Below are 17,500 nucleotides of genomic sequence, written 5' to 3'. Positions count from 1 at the left end.
GGTCTTGGCTAGTATTGGTTATCCATCATAACAATGGCAGGGGAGGAAGGACTCGAACCCTCGCATGCCGGAATCAAAATCCGGTGCCTTGACCAACTTGGCGACTCCCCTACTGCGTCATACTGATAAAACCGAATTGTAAGCGGGATTTAGTTTTAGACCCCGAACAAGCCGACCCACCCACCCCGAGGGAAGTGTGAGCATCCGTTGTTCCAGATCGCGTCGATTGACCGACTCTGGTAGTACAGCAAACACACTACTACCCGATCCAGACATCTTACGAGTAGCATCTGGAAGCGTTTGCGCCAACCAATTTAATGCTCGATTTACTTCAGGGCAGAGCTCACAAGCAACTGGTTGGAGGTCGTTCGTAAACTGCCCAACCTCACCAGTGTTTGCAAGAAAGTCTGCCATTGTAATCGGAGCATGATTTCGGGTCAATTGATCGGATTGAAACACGGTCCGAGTGGCAACTGATTCTCCTGGAAAAATGATCAAGAACTCATGATCGGGTAGATCAATCGATTCCAGTCGCTCGCCAATCCCTTGCACAAATGCGTTTTGACCAAATAAAAAGAACGGCACATCGGCACCCAGTTTTAATCCTAGCTCACTCAGTTCGGCTTGGGGAAGATGAAGATCCCAGAGATGGTTTAAACCAATTAATACGGTAGCTGCATCCGATGATCCACCACCTAAGCCTGCTCCTATGGGGATATTTTTCTCAAGATGAATTTCAACTCCGCGTGGGTAGTGCGTATGGTTTTTCAATAACTGAGCGGCTCGCACGACCAGATCATTCTCCGGGGAAATCTGTGGATTACCGCCGTGCCGAATAATTGTGCTTTGCTCGAGCGGAGTTAAAGAAATGCGATCACACCAATCGACCAATTGAAATACCGATTGAAGCTCGTGATATCCATCTGGACGTCGACCGGTCACATGAAGAAATAAATTGATTTTGGCTGGAGCAAGGAGCTCGAGACGATTACTCATTCACTTGATCAAAAATTAAGCGCACATCAATCGAACCCGTGTTCGTGTTTCTAGTCATCGTAAGACGCTCAATCTTCTTACTCTCATTCCACACATAGGCTAAATCCCATCCGTCTTGCGAGATCCGTTTGACTTGACCCAGGTTATCGCGCTCGAGCCGTGCAGGACTGCCGGCGCGTAATTGCCCATTTAGCCAATTGGATAAACCCCGCGCGGGCAGCGGTAAGCCTAAGGTATTTTGAATTAAGGTGTCAGCATCAATCGCACTAACTTTTTTGCCATCACGTTCTAGAATGGCTTCACCCGGGTTAATCGTGATTTTGGCAATTGCACCTCCCATGGGCCCCCGAATTTCCAAGGTATCACTCAAGCCATTTTTGGTGAGGGTAAAGCTACCCGATCCACCTTGATTATTGTTGGTGGGTCGATCGCTTGCCTTAACCGCAAAACGACCATCCCACTGACTAGCGACCACATCCATCGAGATCGCCCAAGATGGTTTTAGGCGCTTTAAGGTCTCGCGCAGGGTGGCATTATTTGCGTCGATCAACTCACCCTGTCGCCAAGCCTCCTCTGCCTCAATCGGTCGATTAAGCGTCCAGAGGACCTCGCCAAGATGAGCGGCGATATCAGCCTCAGGTTTGATGCGAAATGCGTCTTGCAGCTGCTTTAAGGCAAGCTCATTGTTACCTAAACGAAAGTTAACCCAACCCAAACTATCCAAAATAAACGGATCTCTAGGATCCAGATTGTGTGCTTTAAGAATCAGTTCATACGCCTCTTTCAGTTTGACATTTCGGTCGGCTAAGGAGTAGCCCAGCGCATTGAGTGCTTGAATATCATTTGGATTGCGTTCAATCAGAGTTCTTAAGGTTTTCTCCATCACCTCAAACTGACCGGACTTTTCAGCTGCTAAAGCATAGGTATACAAAATTTGAGGATTGGAAGGAGGCGGAACGAGGGCCGCAACAATTTTGTAATAGGCATTTAAAGCCGCTCCCTCATCTTGAGCCCGACCCAATAGGCTTTGCCACTGGAGCAAAATTTGTTCGCGCTCTCTAACATTTTGTTCCCTAAGAAGGGCGATGGCTGGTGTAACAGCATCAGACCACCGTTGATTGAGCATCAGTAGGGTAACCAATACTTCTTTGGGCTTGCTCTGGCCGGGTGGCGATAGCTCATCCCAAGTCTGTGCAGCGATTAAAGCGAGATCTGCCGCGTTCGCCGCAATTGCAATTTCCATTGCACGTTGAGCTAAAGCAGGATCCCCGGTTTGTCGTGCGAGGCTCAAATAGGTTTGATAGGCCAACCCAGCCTCACCCCGTTGTAGGGCAATTTCAGAAGCAAGTATTTCAAATACTTGCTCGCTGGTAGCTCCTTTGGTCTGCGCTGAGACAGGCAGCATGAAGCCCAAAGAGCAGCCGCAGATAGCCCAAAGCAATGCATGCTTCAGACCAATATTTGCCAAAATGGAAGTCAATCGATAGCCCATCAGCACATTCTAATCCCCGAATCTACAATGTACCGATGCCAGAACTACCAGAGGTTGAAGTCACGCGCTTGGGGATTAAACCCCACCTAGAAGGGCGTCAGATCACGCATGTCAATGTGATTGATGGGCGACTGCGTTGGCCAGTTCCCAGGGGCTTGCCAAAAATTCTGAAGGGCCAACGCTTGGATACGATCGAGCGCCGGGGGAAGTATTTATTGCTCAAAATGACCGATGGCTATTTGATCATTCATTTAGGTATGACTGGGGTATTGCGTGTACTGCCTCAAAAGGACCCCCTAAAGCCACACGATCGGGTCTCCATTCACTTTGATAGCCTTAGTCTTCGGCTTCATGACCCCCGAAAGTTTGGTGCTGTATTGTGGCACCCATCCACTAAGGGCGAGGTGTTAGAACATCCCTTAATTCAAAAATTGGGGCCAGAGCCCCTTGCCGAGGATTTTGCTGGGAAGTTGGGCGCGACACGTTTGTACCAGTTTTCCCGCAAACGAACGATTTCGGTAAAGGCATTTTTATTGGCCGGGCAAGCAGTGGTTGGTGTTGGCAATATTTATTGTTCTGAATCTTTGTTTGAGGCCGGCATTCATCCAGGCTTACCCGCTGGCAAATTAACTAAAGCACAGTGTGAGCGATTGGCCGAGGCGGTACGAACCATTTTAAAAAGAGCGATTGCGGCTGGTGGGAGCAGTTTGCGCGATTTCGTGGATGCGCATGGTGAGCCTGGTTACTTCATGATGCAAACCAAAGTCTATGACCGAGCGAATGAACCGTGTCGGGTGTGCAAAACACCGATTCGGCAAATAACCCAAGGTCAGCGCTCGACCTATTATTGTCCTTGCTGTCAGAAACGATAGGTATGGGATTTCGTTTCTCCCAAGCTTTAATTCGTTGGTCAAAGCACTATGGTCGTCAAGGCCTGCCTTGGCAAGGTCAGCGAGATCCATACGCAATTTGGGTCTCGGAGATCATGCTGCAGCAGACCCAAGTTAGCACCGTCATGGAGCGCTACCCACAATTTATGCGTCAATTTCCAACAGTTAAGGCGCTAGCAAGCGCTGATCTAGATGCAGTGATGGCGCTGTGGAGCGGATTGGGGTATTACTCGCGCGCGCGTAATCTTCATCGCTGTGCACAACAGATCATGGCAGAGTATGCAGGACAGTTTCCCAGATCGGCCCAAGAGCTTGAGAAATTACCTGGAATTGGCCGATCCACGGCAGGAGCGATTGCTGCCTTTGCATTTGAGGAGCGCGCCCCAATCCTAGATGCCAATGTAAAGCGGGTTATTAGTCGTTTTTTTGGTATTACTGGTGATCAACAAAGCCATCAGACAGTGCAATTGCTTTGGGAGCATGCAAGGGCGATTCTTCCCAAGACGAAGTCTCAAATGCCTATTTACACACAAGCACTGATGGATTTTGGGGCCACCTGGTGCACCCCGAAGGTCGCCAAATGTCAAAGTCAGGATCAGACCTGCCCAATGATGAGTGAGTGCAAAGCGTATGAGCTTGGTCAGGTCGATCGCATTCCAGCGAAAAAGAAGAAAAAGCAATCCCCGACGTTCACAACCCATATCTTTCTGATTCGTTATCAGGATGAGATATTGCTTGAGAGGCGACCTCCAAAAGCAATTTGGGGTGGACTTTATTCCTTAATCGAAACCCCATGGGAGCCGATCGAACCGAAAATAAATCCTTCAAAATCAAGTGACGTCACGAGCTTACTGAATCAGACAGTTCTTTCAAAGCTTTTATCAAAAAGCGATTTAGGTTCGATTGCCTCAGTTGAAGAAGGCCATGTAATCGAGCATGTATTTAGTCATCGACGGCTACGAATGCAACCATGGATTATTCATCTCAAACGGAAATGGCCACACTCAAGCGCTGCACTCGATTGGATTTGCATAAGCCAGCTAAAGGAGTATGGCCTACCTCAGCCAATACGAGTCTTCTTAGAATCCAGTTCGCGATGACGTTCTAAGACATATACATCTTTGATTGCCGCCTGAGAGAAAAATTGATTCAATTGATGTACGAGGTAAACCGATCGGTGTTGCCCGCCTGTGCAACCAACCGCTACTGTGAGATAGCTGCGACCATCTTTTAGATAGTGCGGCAACCATTTTTGGATATGCGACTCTATATCGGTCAGCATTTGTGAGACCTCAGGAAACTGACACAAATAGTCCGCCACCGCTTGATCCAAACCAGTTTTATCTCGCAGGGCTGCTTCGTAATGTGGATTTGGGAGGCAGCGAACATCAAACACAATGTCTGCCTCACTGGGTACACCGCCTTTGAACGCAAAGGACTCAAATATCAGCGCTAGACCAATGGGCCGCTCTTTTAATTGATCAGCGATCCAGTGGCGCAGTGTGTGGGCTGGAATATGCCCAGTATCAATTTGTTGAGCTTCGTTTGCTAAAGGAGCAAGTAATTCTCGTTCCCTCTCAATCGCATCAATTAAGGTGGTCGATTGCGTGGGGTGGGAGAGTGGGTGACGGCGGCGCGTTTCTGAGAAGCGCTGGACTAAGGTATTGGTATCTGCATTTAAAAACAACACACCAACCTGATGCTTGTGGCGTAGCTTTTCCAGAAGTGCGGGTAATTGAGAGATCGACTCACCGCGTCTGGCATCAACCGCAATCGCAATATGCTGACGTTGCTCACCTTCCATAGTCCTTACCAATTGCTCAATTAATGACACTGGTAAGTTATCAACGCAATCGTACCCAGCATCTTCAAACGCACGTAAGGCGACTGATTTTCCTGAACCAGAGATACCAGTAATGAGTTGGATGCGCATCTTATAAGAGACGGCCTTGGGATTTATTATGTTCGCTATCGAGATTCATTTGATTGCGTTGACGCTCAATAAAGTCTTTGAGCGTATCAATTCCCCTCAGTTGCAAAATGGTGTTACGAACAGCGGCCTCAACGAGAACCGCTAAATTTCGTCCAGCGGCTACCTGAATTTTCACGGTCCGAATCGGAATATCAAGAACCTCGACAAACTGGGATTCAATCGGCAAGCGTTCGAACTCACCATCATTGCGACGAACCAACTGCACAATTAAGCGGAGTTTCAACTTCCGTCGAACCGCGGTTTCGCCAAAGATCGTCCGAATATCAAGTAAACCTAAACCGCGAACTTCGAGAAGGTCGCGCAAAATCTCAGGGCACCGACCTTCAATATAGTCTGGCCCAAGTCGTGTAAAGTCAACCGCATCATCAGCTACCAAACCATGGCCGCGAGAAATTAATTCGAGGCCAAGCTCGCTTTTCCCCAAGCCGGATTCACCGGTGATTAAGACGCCAAGGCCTAAGATGTCCATAAAAACGCCATGCATCGTAATGCAAGGCGCTCCTATCTTCGTTAAGTAAAACCGAAGGTGATCAATGACCTCTGCCGCAGAAGTGTTGGTGGCAAAGAGGGGCGTGGAGGAACGTTGGCAATAGAGTTGCAATTCTTCGTCTGCTTTGCAACCGTCGGCCACAATAATGCAGGGCGGCTTGCTGGCGATCAAAGAGGAGATTTGGGTTTGACGTTCAGCACTTGGTAATTTGGCGTGATAGTCAATCTCTTGATTCCCGAAGATCTGAATTCGGCTTGGATGAATCATATTTAAATGCCCAACCAAATCAGAGGAGGCTGCTGCGGACTTCACAGCATCTGCGTTAAATTTTCGGTCAGCACCCTCGAGGCCGCTGATCCAAGACAGCTTTAAATCCCCAATATTCTCATCAAAGATCTGTTGAGCTGTGACGTCTTCAAGTAAGAGTTGTTGGCTCATTGCAAAGCCTCCCAATGGCAAATCAAGTCCCTAACTTTCTCAGGATCGGTCTCATTTTGCAACTGGTCAAGGGTTTGGGGATTAGTAAGAAGCTGAGCAATGACTGCTAGGATTTCAAGATGCTCTTGGGTTGCTTTTTCTGGAACTAGGAGAAAAAGGAGGAGTGAGACGGGTTTGCCGTCTGGGGCTCCAAACTCAATTGGGGTTTGAAGCTTAAAAAGAGCCGCGCATGGCTCTTGTAAGCCTTTAATTCGTCCATGGGGTATGGCTACACCGAATCCAAGACCGGTTGAACCCAGAGCTTCCCGGGCATTCAAGAAATTTAAGACAGTCTCGGATGGAATTTGAAGTTTGGTCGCAAAATACTGACCAGCATTTTCGAATGCCTGCGCCTTGTTAGACGCTTGTGCATTCAAATTAATGCTGTCAGTAGTGAATAGGCGACTAAGAACATTCATGACCCCTGATTATAGGGGTCAAAACACTTAACTTTGCAGCTGATGTTTATCGTGATGATGATCCTGGATTCGCTCTTTATGCTTAATAACCTGTCGGTCGAGTTTATCAATGACGGCATCCATCGCGTGATACAAATCTTCGTGATGAGCCTGAGCAAATAACTCCTTTCCTTTGAGGTGAAGAGTTAGTTCAGCCGTTTGTCTTAGCCCCTTTTCTTTTGCTTTATCAACCATGAGAAATGCAGAGGCATCAATCACATGATCAAAATGTTTGCGAATTCGTTCTAGACGATTTTCTAAGTGATCACGAATGCCTGGAGTAACTTCGAGATGACGGCTGTTGATGCGTAAATTCATTACAAACCTCCATGATTAATGCCTACGCAAATGCATGGCCGGGATGCGCAGTGAGTCCCGATACTTCGCTACTGTGCGCCGCGCAACCGCATACCCTTGGTTTTCTAAAATCATTGCAATCGAGTGATCAGAGATGGGTTTGCCAGGAGACTCATTGGCCACGATCCGACGAATAATTTCATGGACTGCAGTTGTGGAGACTCGATCACCTTGCTCTGAGGTAATGGAATGACTAAAGAAATGTTTTAGTTCAAATAAACCCAAGGGGCAACTTAAATACTTTTGCTTCGTTACACGAGATACAGTAGATTCATGCAACTCTAGGTTATCAGCGATTTCTCTTAAAACCAATGGGCGGAGTGCAATATCCCCAGAATCAAAGAAGGATTGTTGCCTTGCAACGACCTCAGAAGCCACGCGCAGTATGGTTTCTTCCCGTTGTTGAATATTTTTTAATAACCATTTTGCTTCGGTCATTTTTTGGCGCATTGCACCAATATCAGCATGGTCACGGTGTTCAGAGATGATGTTGATATATTCTTGATTTAATGAGACTTTTGGAACGGCCTCTTCATTACGTTTAGCAACCCACAGCTTGCGCTTTTTATAAACGACGATATCCGGGATCACCAAGTGATCGGGGCCATAGTCATAATTGGCTGCTGGATGATGGTTAAGGGTTTTAATTTTCCGAATCGCCGCCTCAATACTGCTCTCAGATTTACCCAAAAGGACTCGTAACTTTGCATACTCACGGTTTGCCACCTTGCTTAAATGAGATTTACAAATTTGTAGGGCGAGTGAAAGAACGGCTCTTTCTTCAGGTCGCATGGCGGCTCGATTAAGCTCTTCTTGAAGTTGGATACACAGACATTCACTCAGATCGCGTGCGCCAACACCAATCGGCTCTAATTGCTGTAAGTGGCCTAATGCCATTTGTAATTCAGCAAGGGTGTACTGCTCCTGAAAACGTTCAGCGATTTCAAGGGTGATGATTTCAAGGCTTTCAGAAAGGAAACCGCGCTCATCAAGACAGGCCGCCAAGTAGTGCACTGCTGCTTTAAGTTTTGGGCTGATGTTCATCACTCGAATTTGTTCGGCCAAAGCCGTTTGAAGCGATATCTGATTCGGTATTTGTTCGAGTCCATCGCCCTCGCCACTTCCAGAGTAGTGTGGTGCGCTAGGCTCAAATTCAATGATTGGATTATCGAGAGCCGCTTTCTCAAGCTCTAGCTCGAGTTCGAGATTCGAGAGCATCAACAGCCTCACAGCCTGTTGAAGTTGCGGGCTGAGGTTGGTTTGTTGGCTTAGGCGGGGGCTAATCGAAAAGCGCATGAATCCATTCTAGGAAGGCTTAACAGTTGCCCGGGGCAAAAATTCACCAAAATGGTGCACTACATGCGGAAGTTTTCGCCCAAATAAACCCTTCGAACCGCATCATTTTGAATAATTTCATCCGGCTTGCCAGCGGCCAGAACGCTTCCCTCGCTAATAATGTAAGCGTGGTCGCAAATACCAAGAGTCTCGCGCACATTGTGATCGGTGATTAGAACCCCGATTTGGCGGTCCCTTAGAAAGCGGACAATCCGTTGGATTTCGCCTACAGCAATGGGATCAACACCAGCAAACGGTTCGTCGAGCAAAATAAATTTAGGAGAAGATGCAAGTGCCCTGGCAATTTCAACTCGTCGCCGTTCGCCTCCTGACAGAGAAAGGGCTGGATTATTACGCAAGTGACTAATTTGTAATTCGCCCAGTAACTCATCTAAACGGGCCTGAATTTGCTTTTTGCTTAACGGCTTGCCACTCGTTTCTTGAAGCTCTAATACGGCTTGTATATTTTCTGCCACATTCAGTTTACGAAAAACAGAAGCCTCTTGGGGCAAGTAAGAAAGACCCATTCGAGCACGTTGGTGGATGGGAAGATGACTAATTTTCTTTTGATTTAAACGAATATCCCCGCCATCGAGCGGGACCAAGCCAACAATCATGTAAAACGAGGTGGTTTTGCCAGCACCATTAGGCCCCAATAAGCCTACGACCTCACCGCTTGCTACCTCAATGCTGACATCGCGAACAACCGTGCGAGAGCCATAACGCTTTTGAAGCGATACCGCTTGAAGGACGGAAGGCGAAGCGGACGTCATCTTATTTAACAAGCACTTTCTTTCTGGGGGCTAAGATTGCTCTTGATTGCGGGGGACGAGTTAGATCCAACTTTTGTGGTTTGATCTGATAACTTTCTTTAACATCTTCATATTCGATCTGCCAACCTTGGAGTTGATCGAGCATTTGCATATTGAGTAGGCGCTTGACGGTGGCATTACCAACCAACAAAAGCCTTTCCTTCTTATCGTCATAGAGAATATCTTTGGCGATTCCTTGCATAAACTCATCTTGCAGGGTTTCGCGTCGTTGGCGCATTGAGGCTGGTAAATTAGGCTTTCCGTTTAGATCAATCATTTGATAGCCTTCAGGGGTAACTAGGACGAAGCCGCGTTCCCCCGTACCGACCATGCTGCCGCGCACGAGAAGAACGTCACCAGTTAGAGTGTATTTTTGCTTTAGATCATCCAGATCAACTTGATCGGCATTAATAATGAGTGGCTTATCTCGATCGGCCTGATTCGCTTTAGCAGACATGGATAGCGCACTAAGAGCAAGGATGAAAATTAGGATTCTCAATTACGACCCTTTTGCTCGGCAGGCTCGATTCGACCACGTACTTGCCCTTTAAGGCTAGCGCTGTGATCAACGTTATTGAATGTTCCGCCACCACTTGAATTCATGATCGACATTCCCTGTTGAAGCTCTAATGGTTTATCGGTACGCACAATATCATCATTAATTAAAACCTGGAAGTAGCTTGAGCGAGCCAGTAATTGGGGCGCAGCCTTGCGATCACCCAAAGCCTCTTGAGCCGGACGAAAAATTTCACCATTCTCATACAGATCCAAGATCGTTAAATCACCATCAATATGGCCGCGCTCAGCACGAACCGTAACAGGCGCACCTTGATCTTGAAAGATACGAATCCGCGGGCGCTCTAGATCGATCGATGCATCGTCTTCATAGTGAATCAGTTTCTTTCCTAGAACGCGGTATTTCGTTTGCCCTTGCTCATCGAGATTCGATAGAGTTGCATTTTTAAGAATGTAATCAGGCACGTGTTGGGGCACGCGCGCTAAAGCAAGCGACTCTGGTGGTGCACTCCGCTTGACTAGCCAGAAAGTAGCCAGAGTTAGCGAGCCCATCAGCAAAAAGGGCAGGACACGCAATAAACCGCGTACGATCCATAAATAAATAATGTGCCGAGAAAGTCTCATGAAGAGTTTGTCTTAGCCTTTGGCTTTGGCCAGCAGTGAATCGTAATGCCCTTGGGCTTTGAGGATTAAATCGCAGGCTTCACGAACGGCACCAAAGCCACCTTTCGCCTGCGTGACATAGTGGGCGGCTTGACGAACGGCTTCGTGTGCCTGAGCAGGGGCAATCCGCAAGCCCGCCGATTGCATGATCGATAAATCAGGCCAATCATCCCCCATCACTGCCAAGTCGATGGCAGGATTCAATGGAACTCGTTGTTGTAATTCTAAAAGCGCTAATTTTTTATCTTGAACACCAGTAAATACATTGGTAATACCAAGTTCATCGCAGCGTCCAAGCACCATTTTCGAGTGGCGACCCGTAATGACGGCACACTCAACCCCAACACTTTGAAGCAGTTTGATACCAAAGCCATCCTGGATATCAAAACCTTTCATTGATTCTTTCCCGTCTGGTCCAAAAAAAACCTGACCGCTGGTGAGAACGCCATCGACATCAAGTACCAATACACGGATCTGAGTCGCTCGTTCGAGAGCCTGGGGATAGTTGGTTAATGGGTTTGTGGTGTGTGATTGAAGAATCGGTGCCATCAATTAAATTACCTTGGCTGCAAATAGGTCATGCAAGTTGAGGGCGCCTAGTAAGCGATTTTCTGGATCAGCCACAATTAAGTGATTGATCCGATGCTGCTCCATCATTCCAATGGCCTCTTCAGCAATTAAATCAGGCGGGATGGTTCTTGGCTTAGGCGTCATGGCGTCTGTGAGACTAATAGAGCCAATGCTTACCTGTTTTTCGAGCAGGCGTCGTAGATCCCCATCGGTCAGAATACCTAGTACTTGGTTGGCGTCATTCACAATCACAACCAAGCCCATCTTATGAAGACTCATTTCAGTAAGCGCTTGTGCAAATGATGCCTTTACATTTATTTTAGGGGTGCTTGAGAGATCGCGCATCACCTCTGAGACATGGGCGATTAATTTTCGACCCAGTCTTCCGCCGGGGTGCGAGCGCAAAAAGTCTTCTGCCTTAAAGCCTCGCGCATCCAATAGAGAAACAGCGAGTGCATCACCCATCGCTAGTGCTGCCGTCGTGCTGGTCGTTGGTGCCATATTAAGCGGGCAAGCTTCTTTGTCAACACTAATATCAAGATGTGCGTCTGCCAATTTGGCAAGTGAGGAATTAGGGTCCCCCGTTAGTGCAATTAATTTTGCGCCAGTTCGTTTAATGATGGGGACAATTGTGAGCAGTTCCTCGGTTTCGCCGGAGTTTGAAATCGCTACGAATACATCCTCACGAGTAACCATGCCTAAATCACCATGACTTGCCTCGGCGGGATGAACAAAAAATGCAGGGGAACCGGTTGATGCAAAGGTGGCAGCCACTTTACGCGCGATGTGACCTGACTTGCCAATTCCTGAAACAACAATCCGGCCGCGGCATTGTTCGAGAAGATGAACCGAAAGTAGCAGGGCCGACTGTCCTTCTTGAGCCAAGCGATCCCGCATTTTGCGAATCGCATCCGCTTCCAAATCAAGGGTGGCGCAGGCTAATTCCAGGGCGCGTTGGTTCTTTGCATTCATGGGGATAAGTATATGCTGACTGCCCCCTTGCGGGATTTAAAGCCCAAGTTTTTCGAGATCTTTTTTCTTGATAGGACCGGGATTAAGCTGCTTTTTAAGGAGGGGCTTTAAGTATTTTCCAGTGAAGCTCGCGGGGTGATTGGCGACCTCTTCAGGGGTTCCAGTTGCAATAATTTGACCACCGCCGGCGCCCCCATTCGGTCCAAGGTCAATTAACCAGTCGGCGGTTTTGATCACATCCAGATTGTGTTCAATGATCACCACGGTGTTCCCTTGCTTTTTCAAGGTATGAATTACCTCAAGCAATAGTTTGATGTCATGAAAATGCAAACCCGTCGTTGGCTCATCAAGGATGTAAAGAGTCCGTCCTGTATCACGCTTGGAGAGTTCTAGCGAGAGCTTGACGCGTTGCGCTTCCCCCCCCGAAAGGGTGGTGGCACTTTGACCAAGGCAGACATACCCCAAACCAACATCGAGCAAGGTCTTGAGTTTGCGCTTAACCACTGGAACGGCTTCAAAGAATTCATGAGCTTGCTCTACCGTCATGGATAAGATCTCATGAATATTCTTGCCTTTATAGCGAATATCTAAGGTCTCACGGTTATAGCGTTTGCCATGGCACACATCACAGGGCACATAGACATCAGGCAAGAAATGCATCTCGACCTTGAGGACGCCGTCGCCTTCACAGGTTTCGCAGCGGCCACCTTTGACATTAAATGAGAATCGACCCGCTTCATAACCCCGTTCACGCGCAGCCGGCACCCCTGCAAAGAGTTCTCGGATCGGTGTGAATAGACCGGTATAGGTTGCAGGATTCGAGCGCGGTGTGCGGCCAATCGGTGATTGATCCACATTAATCACTTTGTCAAAGTGTTCAATACCGTCGATATGATCATGTTCAGCTGGTTCAGCACTCGAGCCATAAAGATGTTGGGCAACCGCATGATGCAAGGTGTCGTTGATCAAGGTTGACTTACCAGACCCAGATACACCAGTGACACAAGTCAACAAACCAACAGGGATGTGCGCATCCACTTTTTGTAAGTTGTTACCACTCGCACCAATGATGCTTAAAAAGCGCCCATCATGTTCAGTACGCTTTTGGGGAACCGCAATATTTTCTTGGCCAGATAGGTAGGCGCCCGTTAATGAATCAGGATTGAGTTCGACTTGGCTTGGTGTTCCAGTTGCAACAATTTTTCCTCCATGCACACCTGCACCTGGTCCGATATCAATCACATAGTCTGAGGCCCGAATCATGTCTTCGTCGTGCTCTACGACCAATACGCTGTTGCCAAGATCGCGCAGGTGTTTGAGGGTTGCGATTAAACGATCGTTATCGCGCTGATGCAAACCAATCGACGGCTCATCGAGAACATACATCACACCGGTTAGTCCAGAACCAATTTGCGAGGCAAGTCGGATTCGTTGTGCTTCACCACCCGAGAGGGTATCTGCGCTACGTTCTAAGGATAGGTAATCGAGACCCACATCATTTAAGAAGCGCAAACGGGAGGCGATCTCTTTGATGATTTTGTCAGCAATTTCGCGTTTAGCACCCTTTAATCGGATCGTATTGAAATAGTCTTGCGCTTCGCGTAAGGGCAGGGCGCTGATTTCATAAATAGCGCGCGCTTGCTGACCATCGCCCACTTTGACAAAGCGTGCCTCCTTGCGTAAACGGGTACCGCCGCATTCTGGGCAAGCCCGAATATTTTGATAACGGGCCAATTCCTCACGCACCGCTGCTGAGTCGGTTTCTCGATAGCGCCGCTCAAAATTAGCCAAGATTCCCTCAAAGGCATGTTCGCGCACGACTGAGCGACCCTTTTCATTGAGATACTCAAATGGAATGGTTGTGTCCCCGGACCCATAGAGGATCAGGTCCTGCGCTTTTTTGGGTAATTTCTCAAAAGGCTTTTCAAGATCAAAACCGCCAAACTTCGCTAAGGTTTGTAGGAGCTTGAAGTAAAACTGGTTGCGACGATCCCAGCCCTTGATGGCTCCTGCTGCTAGTGATAAGTCAGGATGCGCCACAACCCGTTTGGGGTCAAAGAAGGAAATATGACCGAGTCCATCGCAGCTGGGGCAGGCGCCCATCGGATTATTAAAGGAAAACAGACGGGGCTCAAGTTCTTGCAATGAGTAGGAGCAAATGGGGCAAGCAAATTTGCTAGAGAAGATGGTTTCTTCGCCCGTATCCATATTGACCACCATGGCTTTGCCATCGGCGAGTCGCAGGGCGGTTTCAAACGACTCAGCCAGCCGTTGTTGAATATCCTCTTTGACGCGAATTCGATCCACCACCACTTCGATCGAATGCTTATCATTTTTCTTGAGTTGCGGTAGACGATCAGCTTCAACGATCTCGGCTTTGGCGGCATTACTCGTACCACCACCGGAGCGAATGCGAAAACGCACAAAGCCCTGAGCTTGGAGATTTTCGAATAAATCAACGAACTCCCCTTTGCGTTCACTCACCACAGGAGCCAAGATCATCAGTTTGGCATCGGCCGGCATTGCCATGACCGTATCAACCATTTGCGAGACGCTCTGTGCTTCAAGGGGTAAGGCATGATCTGGGCAGTAGGGGGTGCCCGCCCGCGCGAAGAGGAGGCGCAAATAATCATGGATCTCAGTGACAGTACCAACCGTTGAGCGCGGGTTATGACTGGTCGCCTTCTGTTCAATCGAGATTGCGGGCGATAAACCCTCAATCACATCCACGTCGGGTTTTTCCATCAACTGCAGAAATTGGCGCGCATAGGCCGAGAGCGATTCAACATAGCGCCGCTGTCCTTCGGCATAGAGCGTATCAAAGGCTAAAGAGCTTTTTCCAGAACCGGATAAGCCGGTCAACACCACCAGCTTTTCGCGGGGGATATCCAGATTGATATTTTTAAGGTTATGGGTTCGGGCCCCACGGATTTTGATTTCGTTATTCATGATTTTTCAGCGTAACTTGTTAATATAGCCTTTTCCCATGAACTCTTCCGAACTACGCTCAACCCTTGCCCTTGCCGGTATCTTTGGCTTGCGGATGCTGGGACTTTTCTTGCTGTTACCCGTTTTCTCTTTGCATGCCAAGGATTTACCGGGGGGAGAAAATGCCTTATGGGTCGGTTTGGCCCTCGGAATTTTTAATATTGTTCAGGCCTTTTTCCATATTCCCTTGGGGATTCTTTCGGATCGGGTCGGTCGTAAGCCGGTCGTTTTATGGGGATTGAGCTTATTCATTGCTGGCGCATTGATTGCCGCCAGTCGTGATGATTTGTTGTGGATAGCCATTGGGCGAGGGCTCATGGGAGCAGGAGCAATCTCTGCTGCTGTGTCCGCTTGGGTGGCGGATTTAACGCGCGAGCAAGTGAGAACCGCGGCAATGGCGATTGTGGGAGGGAGCATTGGCATCTCCTTCGCCCTTTCTTTAGTAATTGCCACCCCGATTTATCGAGCCATTGGTCTCGATGGTATGTTTTTATTATTAGCGCTGTTGGGCTTGATTGGCTTTTTGGTTGCCTGGCTCTTGGTACCAAGTCCTCCAAAGCAAATTCGTGGAGAGCATCAGCCGCTGATGCAAATTTTTCTAAGACCTGAATTATTCCGACTGAATGTGGGAGTGTTTGTTCTCAATGCTACTCAAGTAGCTATGTTCTTGGTTGTGCCGCGATTGCTCGTGGATGTAGGCATGCCATTAGATGACCATTGGAAAATTTACTTTCCAGTGGTTGTTGTTTCATTCTTTTTGATGTTGCCAGGGATTATTTATGGAGAAAAGAAAAAGAAATTACGGCTTGTATTGCTAACAGCTGTTGTCATCCTATTGATTGCACAAATCATCTTCTTGCAAGCCCATTCCATAACAGCCATTGTCAGTGCTCTATTGATTTACTTTGTCGGATTTAATTTACTCGAAGCCTTGCAACCCTCGATGGTATCGCGTTGGGCCAAGGATGAAAAAGGAGCGGCATTGGGCATCTATAACACGACTCAGTCTGTCGGATTATTTACCGGCGCAGCACTCGGTGGACTCATGATGCAGCTTTTTGGAAACCTTTCGGTATTTATTGGCGGCGCCGTTTTAATTATTGCCTGGCTTATAATTGCCTGGCCAATGCGTGATATTCCATCGTCGCAAACCGCAAAGTAGCTTTAGCCACACTTTTTATTTAATTTTCTTCGGGAGACAAAATGGCTTCAGTCAATAAAGTCATCATCGTTGGTAATGTTGGGCGTGACCCAGAAACACGGTATATGCCCAGCGGTGACGCTGTCACCAATATTTCAGTAGCCACCTCAGATCGCTATAAAGATAAGCAAACAGGTGAGATGAAAGAAAACACCGAATGGCATCGTATTGCCTTTTTCGGTAAGTTAGCTGAAATTGCTGGTCAATATCTCAAAAAAGGTTCACAGGTGTATGTCGAGGGCCGTTTGCGGACTCGAAAGTGGACGGATCAAAGTGGACAAGAAAAGTATTCCACCGAGATCATTGCTGACAGCATGCAAATGCTGGGTGCACGAATGGCTGGTTCCGGAGAGGAATCGTCAGGCGGTCGTTCTAAGCCTGCGGAGAGCTCATCGAGTCCAAGCGCCAATGCACTCGATGCAATGGATGACGATATTCCGTTCTAGTATTACTGCCTGGCGTGACGAATATTGTTGGGCCAGGCAGCATTGAAATCCGCCCGAAACGGATTAATGTCTAAACCACCCCGCCGGGTGTAGCGCGCATAAACGGAGAGTTTTTCTGGTTGGCAGCGTCTCTTAATATCGCAAAATATTTTTTCAACGCAGTGTTCGTGAAATTCACCAAGCTGACGAAAGCCAATCAGGTAGCGTAATAGCCCTTCCTCATCGATAGGCCGACCCTGGTAATAAATTTGCACACTGGCCCAATCGGGTTGACCGGTAACCGGGCAATTGGATTTGAGTAAATGCGAGACCAGAGTTTGTGTGATAGGAGCTGAGTTTTGATCTGCACTTAGAAGCAGCGGATCAGCAATCTGTGTTTGATTGACTTCAATATCAAGGCGATCGAGAAGTTGACCAGCTAGTTCTTGTATTACCGGATATTTTTTTTGATCTTGTATTGCGGATGGATCAAGCAACTTGATTTGCAATGCACTACCGAGGGCTGAAGCTAAATCACGGCTTAAGCACTCGCGCACTGCATCACTATTTTCAAAGCGATGTTGATTAAGGCTATTGAGATAGAGCTTGAATGACTTTGACTCAATCATGCATGGCGACTCTGCAGGAATTACAAATTCAGCTAACGCAATTTGTGGTTTACCTTTGGGGTTTAGCCAGCTCAACTCAAATGCATTCCAAAGGTCAATTCCTAAAAACGGTAGAGGTGAGCCATCTTCAATACCCAGTTTTTTGCGATTCTCAGCACGAGGGATGGGAAAGAGCAAACCTGGGTCATATTGATTGGGGTAAGCGCTTTGCTGACCGAGAACAAATTCAGACATGG

The 17,500-nt window shown here is 47.8% G+C and carries 18 protein-coding genes and 1 tRNA gene; 4 read left to right on the top strand and 15 right to left on the bottom strand.

Annotated features, from left to right (window positions below):
• Positions 1-34: 34 nt before the first annotated feature.
• The 3 genes from AOC32_RS09020 to AOC32_RS09010 all read right to left on the bottom strand — a co-directional run bounded on the left by AOC32_RS09020 (position 35) and on the right by AOC32_RS09010 (position 2,488).
• A tRNA-Gln gene (locus AOC32_RS09020) sits at positions 35-111 on the bottom strand.
• Positions 112-117: 6 nt separating this feature from the next.
• Positions 118-996 (bottom strand): 4-(cytidine 5'-diphospho)-2-C-methyl-D-erythritol kinase, encoded by an 879-nt coding sequence (gene ispE, locus AOC32_RS09015; protein WP_108509132.1) that lies wholly within the window; start codon positions 994-996, stop codon positions 118-120.
• Positions 989-2,488, bottom strand: coding sequence for an outer membrane lipoprotein LolB (locus AOC32_RS09010; protein ID WP_234409746.1), 1,500 nt, complete (start codon positions 2,486-2,488; stop codon positions 989-991). The genes ispE and AOC32_RS09010 overlap by 8 nt, the downstream gene beginning before the upstream one ends.
• A 35-nt stretch (positions 2,489-2,523) precedes the next feature.
• On the opposite strand from AOC32_RS09010, the gene mutM reads away from it, so the two are divergent.
• Positions 2,524-3,360 (top strand): bifunctional DNA-formamidopyrimidine glycosylase/DNA-(apurinic or apyrimidinic site) lyase, encoded by an 837-nt coding sequence (gene mutM, locus AOC32_RS09005; RefSeq protein WP_108509131.1) that lies wholly within the window; start codon positions 2,524-2,526, stop codon positions 3,358-3,360.
• Positions 3,361-3,362: 2 nt separating this feature from the next.
• On the top strand, positions 3,363-4,478 hold the full coding sequence (mutY, locus tag AOC32_RS09000; protein WP_234409745.1) for an A/G-specific adenine glycosylase: 1,116 nt from the start codon (positions 3,363-3,365) through the stop codon (positions 4,476-4,478).
• On the opposite strand, the gene rapZ is transcribed toward mutY, so the two are convergent.
• The 11 genes from rapZ to uvrA are packed head-to-tail and all read right to left on the bottom strand — an operon-like array spanning position 4,439 to position 14,970.
• Entirely contained in the window at positions 4,439-5,311 is an 873-nt protein-coding gene (gene rapZ, locus AOC32_RS08995) for an RNase adapter RapZ (RefSeq protein ID WP_108509130.1), read from the bottom strand. The two genes, mutY and rapZ, sit on opposite strands and share 40 nt — an antisense overlap.
• A 1-nt stretch (position 5,312) precedes the next feature.
• Entirely contained in the window at positions 5,313-6,299 is a 987-nt protein-coding gene (gene hprK / locus AOC32_RS08990; protein ID WP_108509129.1) for an HPr(Ser) kinase/phosphatase, read from the bottom strand.
• Complete coding sequence (locus AOC32_RS08985; RefSeq protein ID WP_108509128.1) at positions 6,296-6,757, bottom strand: PTS sugar transporter subunit IIA; 462 nt, start codon at positions 6,755-6,757, stop codon at positions 6,296-6,298. The genes hprK and AOC32_RS08985 overlap by 4 nt, the downstream gene beginning before the upstream one ends.
• A 27-nt stretch (positions 6,758-6,784) precedes the next feature.
• Positions 6,785-7,114: a ribosome hibernation-promoting factor, HPF/YfiA family gene (gene hpf / locus AOC32_RS08980; RefSeq protein WP_108509127.1), complete on the bottom strand. Its 330-nt coding sequence runs from the start codon at positions 7,112-7,114 to the stop codon at positions 6,785-6,787.
• 15 nt (positions 7,115-7,129) lie between these two features.
• Positions 7,130-8,449, bottom strand: a complete 1,320-nt coding sequence (gene rpoN, locus AOC32_RS08975; RefSeq protein ID WP_108509126.1) for an RNA polymerase factor sigma-54 — start codon at positions 8,447-8,449, stop codon at positions 7,130-7,132.
• Between the two features lie 59 nt (positions 8,450-8,508).
• Positions 8,509-9,261, bottom strand: a complete 753-nt coding sequence (lptB, locus tag AOC32_RS08970; RefSeq protein ID WP_108509125.1) for an LPS export ABC transporter ATP-binding protein — start codon at positions 9,259-9,261, stop codon at positions 8,509-8,511.
• A 1-nt stretch (position 9,262) separates the two neighbouring features.
• Positions 9,263-9,799, bottom strand: a complete 537-nt coding sequence (lptA, locus tag AOC32_RS08965; RefSeq protein WP_234409744.1) for a lipopolysaccharide transport periplasmic protein LptA — start codon at positions 9,797-9,799, stop codon at positions 9,263-9,265.
• Positions 9,796-10,440, bottom strand: a complete 645-nt coding sequence (lptC, locus tag AOC32_RS08960; RefSeq protein ID WP_108509123.1) for an LPS export ABC transporter periplasmic protein LptC — start codon at positions 10,438-10,440, stop codon at positions 9,796-9,798. Before lptC ends, lptA begins: the two co-directional genes overlap by 4 nt.
• Positions 10,441-10,452: 12 nt before the next feature.
• Positions 10,453-11,028: a KdsC family phosphatase gene (locus AOC32_RS08955; protein WP_108509122.1), complete on the bottom strand. Its 576-nt coding sequence runs from the start codon at positions 11,026-11,028 to the stop codon at positions 10,453-10,455.
• Between the two features lie 3 nt (positions 11,029-11,031).
• A complete protein-coding gene (locus AOC32_RS08950) occupies positions 11,032-12,021 on the bottom strand; it encodes a KpsF/GutQ family sugar-phosphate isomerase (protein ID WP_108509121.1) in 990 nt (329 codons plus the stop codon).
• 36 nt (positions 12,022-12,057) lie between these two features.
• Positions 12,058-14,970, bottom strand: coding sequence for an excinuclease ABC subunit UvrA (gene uvrA, locus AOC32_RS08945; RefSeq protein WP_108509120.1), 2,913 nt, complete (start codon positions 14,968-14,970; stop codon positions 12,058-12,060).
• A 37-nt stretch (positions 14,971-15,007) separates the two neighbouring features.
• Here uvrA and AOC32_RS08940 point away from each other — a divergent pair, with 37 nt between their 5' ends.
• Together AOC32_RS08940 and ssb are read left to right on the top strand one after the other, a co-directional pair.
• Positions 15,008-16,171 (top strand): MFS transporter, encoded by a 1,164-nt coding sequence (locus AOC32_RS08940; RefSeq protein WP_108509119.1) that lies wholly within the window; start codon positions 15,008-15,010, stop codon positions 16,169-16,171.
• Positions 16,172-16,212: 41 nt separating this feature from the next.
• Positions 16,213-16,656, top strand: a complete 444-nt coding sequence (gene ssb / locus AOC32_RS08935) for a single-stranded DNA-binding protein (protein ID WP_108509118.1) — start codon at positions 16,213-16,215, stop codon at positions 16,654-16,656.
• A gap of 2 nt (positions 16,657-16,658) precedes the next feature.
• Here ssb and queF read toward each other — a convergent pair whose 3' ends face one another.
• Positions 16,659-17,498, bottom strand: coding sequence for an NADPH-dependent 7-cyano-7-deazaguanine reductase QueF (gene queF / locus AOC32_RS08930; protein ID WP_108509117.1), 840 nt, complete (start codon positions 17,496-17,498; stop codon positions 16,659-16,661).
• Between the last annotated feature and the right edge of the window lie 2 nt (positions 17,499-17,500).

This window comes from Polynucleobacter acidiphobus (assembly GCF_003065385.1).
In the GTDB taxonomy this organism is placed as follows: Bacteria; Pseudomonadota; Gammaproteobacteria; order Burkholderiales; family Burkholderiaceae; genus Polynucleobacter; species Polynucleobacter acidiphobus.
This window is presented reverse-complemented; position numbering and strand designations above follow the sequence as displayed.